Genomic DNA, 6923 nt, shown 5'->3' with positions numbered 1-6923 from the left:
CAGCGAAAGCTCGACGCCATCCTCGCCAGACACAACCACACACCCAGGAAATGCCTCGGCTTCCGAAACCCCGCCGAAGTTTTCTTCCCGTTGCACTTCGATTGTGAATCCACACCCGGAACACGTCCGGGGTGACGGTAGGCCGGAGGGGCCCGTCCCGCGCGATCATCATATGCATCGGCCGCTTTCCACCCTATTCCCCATACGCCGACCCTGTCAGGGTGACGGCCATGACCCTCTCCCTCTCGCACGCGTTCCACAGCGCGTGAACCGCCTCTCCCCTGACCGCGCCGACGCGCGCTTCATCCGCCGGCTGTTCTACATCCTCGTCATCGCTGCGGTGGCGGCGGCGCTGTTCAAGGCGGGGAATCTGCTCATCCTCGCCTTCGGCTCGATGCTCGGCGCGATCGCGATCCACGCGCTCGCCGACCTCTATCGCGATCACCTGAAAGTGCCGGAAAAGGCGTCGCTCGGGCTCGGCATGGCGACCGCGTTCGGGATCGTCGGCTTCCTCGTCTGGCTGTTCGGCGTCCAGTTTCGCGAACAGGTCAACGTGCTCGTCACCCAGCTGCCGCAGCTGCTCGACCAGCTCGCCGGCTGGGCGTCGCAGAGCCCGGTCGGCGCCAAGATCGTCGATGCCGTGCAACAGGCCTATGCCGGGTCGAAGGTCGCGCGCGACGTCGGCGGGCTCGTCACCGGCGCGGGCGAATTGCTGCTCAACACGTTGCTGCTGCTCGTCGGCGCCGCCTTCTTCGCCGCCGATCCGGGGATCTACCAGCGCGGCTTCCTGTTCCTGATCCCGCCCACCAAGCGCCCCGCGATCGAGGATGCCCTGTTCGACGTCGGCTCGACGCTGCGGCTGTGGCTGCGTTCGTCGCTGATCCTGATGACCAGCATGGGGCTGCTGATCGGCGTCGGCCTGTGGATTTCGGGCGTGCCCTCCGCCGCCGCACTCGGCCTGCTCGCCGGCCTCAGCGAGTTCATCCCCTATATCGGCCCGACCGCGGCGATGATCCCCGCGCTCGGCCTCGCCGCGACGCAAGGGACCGGGCCGCTGATCGGCGCGCTCGTCACCTATGCGGTCGTCCGGCTGATCCAGACCAACTTCATCACCCCTTACGTCCAGGCGCGCGTCATCTCGATCCCGCCGGCGATCACCGTCTTCGCGATCATCGGCATCGGCGTGATCTTCGGCATCTTCGGCCTGTTCTTCTCCGCCGCGCTGCTTGTCGTCATCTTCACGCTCGTGCGCAGCCTCTATCTGCGCGAGGTGCTGGGCGAGGATATTCCGCGCAGCCGCCACCAGACGCTGCTCGGCCCCGACCTGACGCCGCAGGACCCGGACGACGATTCCGGAGAAGCAACACCGCGCGACTCGCGGGAATCCCTCGATTAAGTCGAAATTAACCTTTTGCCTTCAGATGTTCTTTGGTTAATGAATCGAGGCGAGCCGCGCAGCAGGGGTGCTCGGGGCCTCGCCAACAGGGGACGACGCATGCGGGTGTTGTTGATCGAGGACGAGCCGACCACGGCCAAGGCGATCGAGCTGATGCTCGGCACCGAAGGCTTCAACGTCTATACCACCGACCTTGGCGAAGAGGGGTTGGATCTCGGCAAGCTGTACGATTACGACATCATCCTGCTCGACCTCAACCTGCCGGACATGCACGGCTACGACGTGCTCAAGAAGCTGCGCGTCGCGCGGGTCGCGACGCCGGTGCTGATCCTGTCGGGCATCAACGAGATGGATTCGAAGGTCAGGAGCTTCGGCTTCGGCGCCGACGATTACGTCACCAAGCCGTTCCACCGCGAAGAGCTGATCGCGCGCATCCATGCCGTGGTGCGCCGGTCGAAGGGGCACAGCCAGTCGGTCATCCGCACCGGCAAGCTCGCGGTCAACCTCGACGCCAAGACGGTCGAGGTCGACGGCGCGCGCGTGCACCTGACCGGCAAGGAATATGCGATGCTGGAGCTGCTCTCGCTCCGCAAGGGCACGACGCTGACCAAGGAGATGTTCCTCAACCACCTCTACGGCGGCATGGACGAGCCCGAGCTGAAGATCATCGACGTTTTCATCTGCAAACTGCGCAAAAAACTCAGCCTCGCCTGCGACGGCGAAAACTACATCGAAACCGTCTGGGGCCGCGGCTATGTCTTGCGCGAACCCGAAGAGGTCGTCGCGGTCGCCTGACAACACTTTCCCTCCCCAGTAATCGGGAGCAAGGGCCGCGGCATCGGGGGGTGCCGCGGCTCTCTTTGTTTTAGGAATCATGATCCGTCCCGGACCAATTCTTTTGCAGCAAAGAAGGAGGTCGGGCACTCACCTTGTGCGGATGTGCCCGTAATGGCGCCATTGCCTTGACGGCGCGAATCCTGCCGATGAGCCTCATCTCACATAACGGGCGGGGGCGCGGCGATGACGACATTAGGCAGGACGATCGCAATTTTCGCAGCGGCGAGCGTGGCATGGCCGGCATCGGCCAGCGCGCAGCAGTTGACGACGGAACAGGCGGAGCGAGCCGAAGCCGACCTCAAGGCCCGGTATCGCGATGCGCTCGCCATGGCGAGGGACCAGGTCGCCGACGCGCGCCGCCGCGAGCGCGCCGAGCGGCGCCTCGCCAAGGCCAATGCCGCACGCGCCTCGGCGCAACGCGAACTGGCACAACTCGGTATCGCCGTACCGGCCGCCGCTCCGGTCCCGGCTTTGGCGCCGGCGCAGGCTGGCGCACCTGCTCCTGCTCCTGCTCCGGCCGCACCGGTGGTCGCGCAGCAAAAACTCGATGTCGCCGCGGTTCGGGCCGCCGCAGATGCGGAGGCGGAGAACAAGGCTACGCGCGATTTCGGCGGGCTCGCGCTCGGCACCGGCCTGTCGCTCACCGTCGATCTCGGTACGCGCGACCGCATCGCCGAAGCCACGGTGGTCGACGGCATCGTGCGCATCAAGAAAAGCAACAACACGCCGGCCCGGCTGCTGTTCGAGAGTCATTACCTCTTCAAGCCACAATTCGACCTGCTCGGCGTGGAATCCGACATGTGGGGTGTCGGGCCGTTCGTCGCGATCCAGCCGGGCGACAAGGAGGTCATCAACGCGATCGGCCTGGGCGTCATGCTCGCCTTCCGGCGCGAACCGACCAAGACCGACAGCTTCAACCTCGGGTTCGGCGTCATCATCGATCCCGACGTGCAACTGCTCGGCGACGGCATCGAAGCCAACAAGCCGCTCCCCACCGGCGAAACCATGATCCGCTACCGGGAGGATTCGCAGATCGGGCTGATGGCGATGGCCTCGTTCAGCTTCTGACCGACGCCGACGTACCTACTTCCGCTCCCAAACCTTCTGCCCGCCGATCCACGTTTCCTGCACCTTCGTCGCGCGCAGGTCGGTGGGCGAGGCGAGCAGCGGGTCGCGGTCGACCACGACGAAATCGGCCTTCAATCCCGGCGCCAGCCGGCCGATGCGGTCCTCGGCGAAGCCGGCATAGGCCGCGCCGCCGGTATAGGCCCACCACGCCTGTTCGCGGGTCACCGCCTGTTCGGGGTGCCAGCCGCCGAACGGCTGGCCGTCGGCGTCCTGGCGGGTGAAGGCGGCGGCCCAGCCCGCCCAGGGATCGGGCTTCTCGACCGGATAGTCGGAACCGAACGCCAGCTTCGCGCCGTTCTTCAGCATCGAGGCCCAGGCATAGGCGCCGACCAGCCGCTGCGGCCCCAGCCGCGCCTCCGCCATCGTGCGGTCGCTGGTCTGGTGGACCGGCTGCATCGATGCGATCGTGCCGTATCTGCCGAAGCGCGGCAGGTCGGCGGGATCGACGATCTGCGCATGTTCGATCCGCCAGCGCCGGTCGCCCTTGTAGGTCTGCGCCATCTCGTCGATCGCGTCGAGCGCCTCGGCATTGGCGCGGTCGCCGATCGCGTGGATCGCGACCTGATAACCGTCCATCGCCGCACGGCTCATCCAGTTGCGCAGGACCGTGTCGCTCATGAAGCCCGCGCCCGACTGGCCCGGCGCATCGGCATAGGGCGCCTTCAGCCACGCACCGCGCGACCCCAAAGCGCCATCGGCGTACAGCTTGACCCCGACCAGCTTCAGCCGGTCGCCGTACAGCCACGGGCTCGGTCCGACCGCGCCGATCTGCACCGTCGTGTCGACGCCCATGCCATAGCTCATGATCCGCAGTCGCAACCCGCCATTGTCGCCGATGCGGCGATAGGTCAGCCAGTCGTCGATGCTCGTCCCCATGTCGGCGGTCGCGGTGACGCCATAGCTCAACAGGATCGCCTGCGCCTTGAGGAAGGCAGCGTTGCGGTCCTTGCCCAGCGGCCGCGGCACGACGCGGGCGACCAGCTCCTGCGCGGCATCGACGAAGACGCCCGCGGGCTGCCCGCCCGCGCCCTTCTCGATCCGTCCGCCAGCGGGCGCGACGCTCTTCGCGGTGACGCCGGCGGCCTTCAGCGCGGCGCTGTTGCCCCAGCTGGCATGGCCGTCGGCGCGCGCCAGCCAGACCGGCCGATCACCGACCGCCGCATCGAGATCGGCGGCGGTCGGGAACCGGCCGAGGCCCCACACCTCCTGATTCCACCCGCCGCCGATGATCCACGCGCGATCGGGGTTGGCACGCGCATAGGCCGCGATCTTCGCCTGCGCCTCGGCGAGGGTCTTCGTGTCGGACAGGTCGAGTTCGAGCGCGCGGAAACCCAGTTCCATGACATGGCCGTGCGCGTCGATCATCCCGGGCAGCAGCGTCTTGCCCTTGAAATCGACGCGCCAGTCGAGCTTGTCGGGGCGTTTGTCCTTGCCCGACAACAGTTTGGACACATTGCCCTCCGCGGTCACCAGCATCGCGCCGAAGCGGACGACCTTGCCGTCCTTGTCCAGCGTCATGCCGTTGACGTTGTCGACCAGCCCGTCGGCCCATGCCGCGCCGGACATCGTCATCGTTGCGGCGCATGCCGCGAGCGTCACCGTGAAAGCCTGTCTTGCCATGGCATCCCGCATAAGCGGTGTTCCCCCACCGCACCAGATGGTCTAGCGGCTCGGCATGGCTACGAAATCCGCTGTCACCGCCGCTTTGCCCGTCACGATCGACGACGTCCACGCCGCGCACGCCCGTATCCGCGACGCCATCGTCCGCACGCCGACTTTGGTCAGCAAGACGCTGAGCGACATGACCGGCGCCACTGTGTTCCTGAAGTTCGAGAATCTGCAGTTCACCGCGGCGTACAAGGAACGCGGCGCGCTCAACACGCTGCTGCAGCTGTCGCCCGAGGCGCGCGCCAAGGGCGTCATCGCCGCCTCCGCCGGCAATCACGCGCAGGGGCTCGCCTATCACGCCAACCGGCTCGGCATCCCTGCGACGATCGTCATGCCGCGCACCACGCCGACGGTGAAGGTGACGCAGACCGAGGGGCACAAGGCCAACGTCGTGCTGGAGGGCGAGACGTTCGACGCCGCCTACGCGCACGCCCGCGTGCTCGAGGCGGAATGCGGCTTCACCTTCGTCCATCCGTTCGACGATCCGCGCGTCATCGCCGCACAGGGGACGGCGGCGGTCGAGATGCTGGAGGACGTGCCCAACCTCGACACGCTGCTGATCCCGATCGGCGGCGGCGGGCTCATCTCCGGCACCGCGATCGTCGCACGCGCCGCGGATCACCCGATCGAGATCGTCGGCGTCCAAGCGGAACTGTTCCCGTCGATGTACAACCGTATCCGCGGCACCGACCTGCCCTGCGCCGGCGATACGCTGGCCGAGGGGATCGCGGTGAAGGAGCCGGGCGGCATCACCTCGCGCATGGTCGCCGAACTGGTCGACGACATCGTGCTGGTCGGCGAACGCAATCTGGAAGAAGCGGTCAGCCTGCTGCTGCAGATCGAGAAGACGGTGGTCGAGGGCGCGGGCGCCGCGGGCCTCGCCGCGCTGATGGCCTATCCGGAACGCTTCAAGGGGCGCACCGTCGGCATCATCCTGTGCGGCGGCAATATCGACACGCGATTGCTCGCCAACGTGCTGCTGCGCGACCTCGCCCGCTCGGGCCGGCTCGCGCGCCTGCGCGTGCGGCTGCAGGACCAGCCCGGCGCGCTGTTCAACGTCGCGCGCATCTTCGACGCGCAGCGGGTCAACATCATCGAAGTGTACCACCAGCGCATCTTCACCTCGCTGCCCGCCAAGGGGCTGGTCACCGATATCGAATGCGAGACGCGCGACCGCGCCCATCTCAATCGCCTGATCGTCGCGCTGCGCGAGGGCGGGTTCGAAACGAGCGTGGTCGAACAGGCGTAGGGCGGGTCGCCCCCGGGACTCCCGTTCGCCCTGAGCCTGTCGAAGGGCCTGAGTCTCACCTGCCCTTCGACAGGCTCAGGGCGAACGGTCGGGGACGTGGATAGGCAAGAGGGCGCACGGTGGACAATATGTCCCATCGCATCCCCGGCGCGACGGCCTATCTCCCGTGTCATGGAAGCAGACACGCCCGCATTCCCGCCGCTGAACGACGGCAACGCCAAGTTCCGCTGGATCCTGCGCTGCGGCTGGAAGGGGCTGTGTCCACGCTGTGGACAGGGGCACATGTTCCGGTCGTGGCTGAAGATCGTCGATCGCTGCGCGCATTGCGATCTCGACTATCGCTTCGCCGCGCCGGACGATGGCCCGGCGTTCTTCTCGCTGTGCATCGTCGCGCTGCCGTTGATCGCGTTCGTCGTCTGGGTGCAGGTGGCGTTCGCGCCGCCGGCGTGGGTGCACCTCGTCACCTCGGTGCCGTTCATGGCGCTCGGCACCTTGCTGCCGCTCCGCCCGCTGAAGGGCTGGCTGGTCGCATCGCAATTCGTCAACCGCGCGCAGGAGGCGGGGACGCGGCAGCTCTGGGCGCAGCTGCACGGCACACAGGGCGACCGCAGCGATTTCGATCAATAGCGCCGGACATGAAAACGG

General features: G+C 67.1%; 6 protein-coding genes and 1 pseudogene. 6 read left to right on the top strand and 1 reads right to left on the bottom strand.

The genetic code is table 11. The features are described 5' to 3' along the window. The 4 genes and pseudogenes from M9979_RS17420 to M9979_RS12540 form a co-directional block, all read left to right on the top strand. Window positions 1-135: pseudogene (locus M9979_RS17420) on the top strand (IS30 family transposase); the annotation flags it as partial. 130 nt (window positions 136-265) lie between these two features. Further along, the gene (locus tag M9979_RS12550; RefSeq protein WP_254289701.1) at window positions 266-1396 is read left to right on the top strand and encodes an AI-2E family transporter; all 1131 of its coding nucleotides are present in this window, start codon (window positions 266-268) and stop codon (window positions 1394-1396) included. A 99-nt stretch (window positions 1397-1495) separates the two neighbouring features. After that, window positions 1496-2191 carry a response regulator transcription factor CtrA gene (ctrA, locus tag M9979_RS12545; protein WP_254289700.1) on the top strand — a complete coding sequence of 232 codons (696 nt, stop codon included), beginning with the start codon at window positions 1496-1498 and terminating at the stop codon, window positions 2189-2191. Window positions 2192-2416: 225 nt separating this feature from the next. Continuing rightward, window positions 2417-3301 (top strand): hypothetical protein, encoded by an 885-nt coding sequence (locus M9979_RS12540; RefSeq protein WP_254289699.1) that lies wholly within the window; start codon window positions 2417-2419, stop codon window positions 3299-3301. Window positions 3302-3316: 15 nt separating this feature from the next. On the opposite strand, the gene M9979_RS12535 is transcribed toward M9979_RS12540, so the two are convergent. Further along, on the bottom strand, window positions 3317-4933 hold the full coding sequence (locus M9979_RS12535) for an amidohydrolase (protein WP_422922055.1): 1617 nt from the start codon (window positions 4931-4933) through the stop codon (window positions 3317-3319). A gap of 103 nt (window positions 4934-5036) precedes the next feature. Here M9979_RS12535 and M9979_RS12530 point away from each other — a divergent pair, with 103 nt between their 5' ends. Both M9979_RS12530 and M9979_RS12525 read left to right on the top strand, forming a co-directional pair. Next, window positions 5037-6278: a threonine ammonia-lyase gene (locus M9979_RS12530; RefSeq protein WP_254289697.1), complete on the top strand. Its 1242-nt coding sequence runs from the start codon at window positions 5037-5039 to the stop codon at window positions 6276-6278. A gap of 171 nt (window positions 6279-6449) precedes the next feature. Further along, a complete protein-coding gene (locus tag M9979_RS12525; RefSeq protein ID WP_254289696.1) occupies window positions 6450-6905 on the top strand; it encodes a DUF983 domain-containing protein in 456 nt (151 codons plus the stop codon). Window positions 6906-6923 lie beyond the last annotated feature (18 nt).

It is taken from the genome of Sphingomonas liriopis, assembly GCF_024211255.1.
Lineage (GTDB): Bacteria > Pseudomonadota > Alphaproteobacteria > Sphingomonadales > Sphingomonadaceae > Sphingomonas > Sphingomonas liriopis.
The sequence above is the reverse complement of the archived record's forward strand: the minus strand, read 5'-3'. Positions and strand labels throughout refer to the sequence as shown.

Bases quoted from the DNA above. Each gene is read 5' to 3' on its own strand.
- ctrA (WP_254289700.1), top strand. From the start codon at position 1,496: ATGCGGGTGTTGTTGATCGAGGACGAGCCGACCACGGCCAAGGCGATC.
- M9979_RS12540 (WP_254289699.1), top strand. From the start codon at position 2,417: ATGACGACATTAGGCAGGACGATCGCAATTTTCGCAGCGGCGAGCGTG.
- M9979_RS12535 (WP_422922055.1), bottom strand. From the start codon at position 4,933: ATGACGATGTCCGGCGCGGCATGGGCCGACGGGCTGGTCGACAACGTC.
- M9979_RS12530 (WP_254289697.1), top strand. From the start codon at position 5,037: ATGGCTACGAAATCCGCTGTCACCGCCGCTTTGCCCGTCACGATCGAC.
- M9979_RS12525 (WP_254289696.1), top strand. From the start codon at position 6,450: ATGGAAGCAGACACGCCCGCATTCCCGCCGCTGAACGACGGCAACGCC.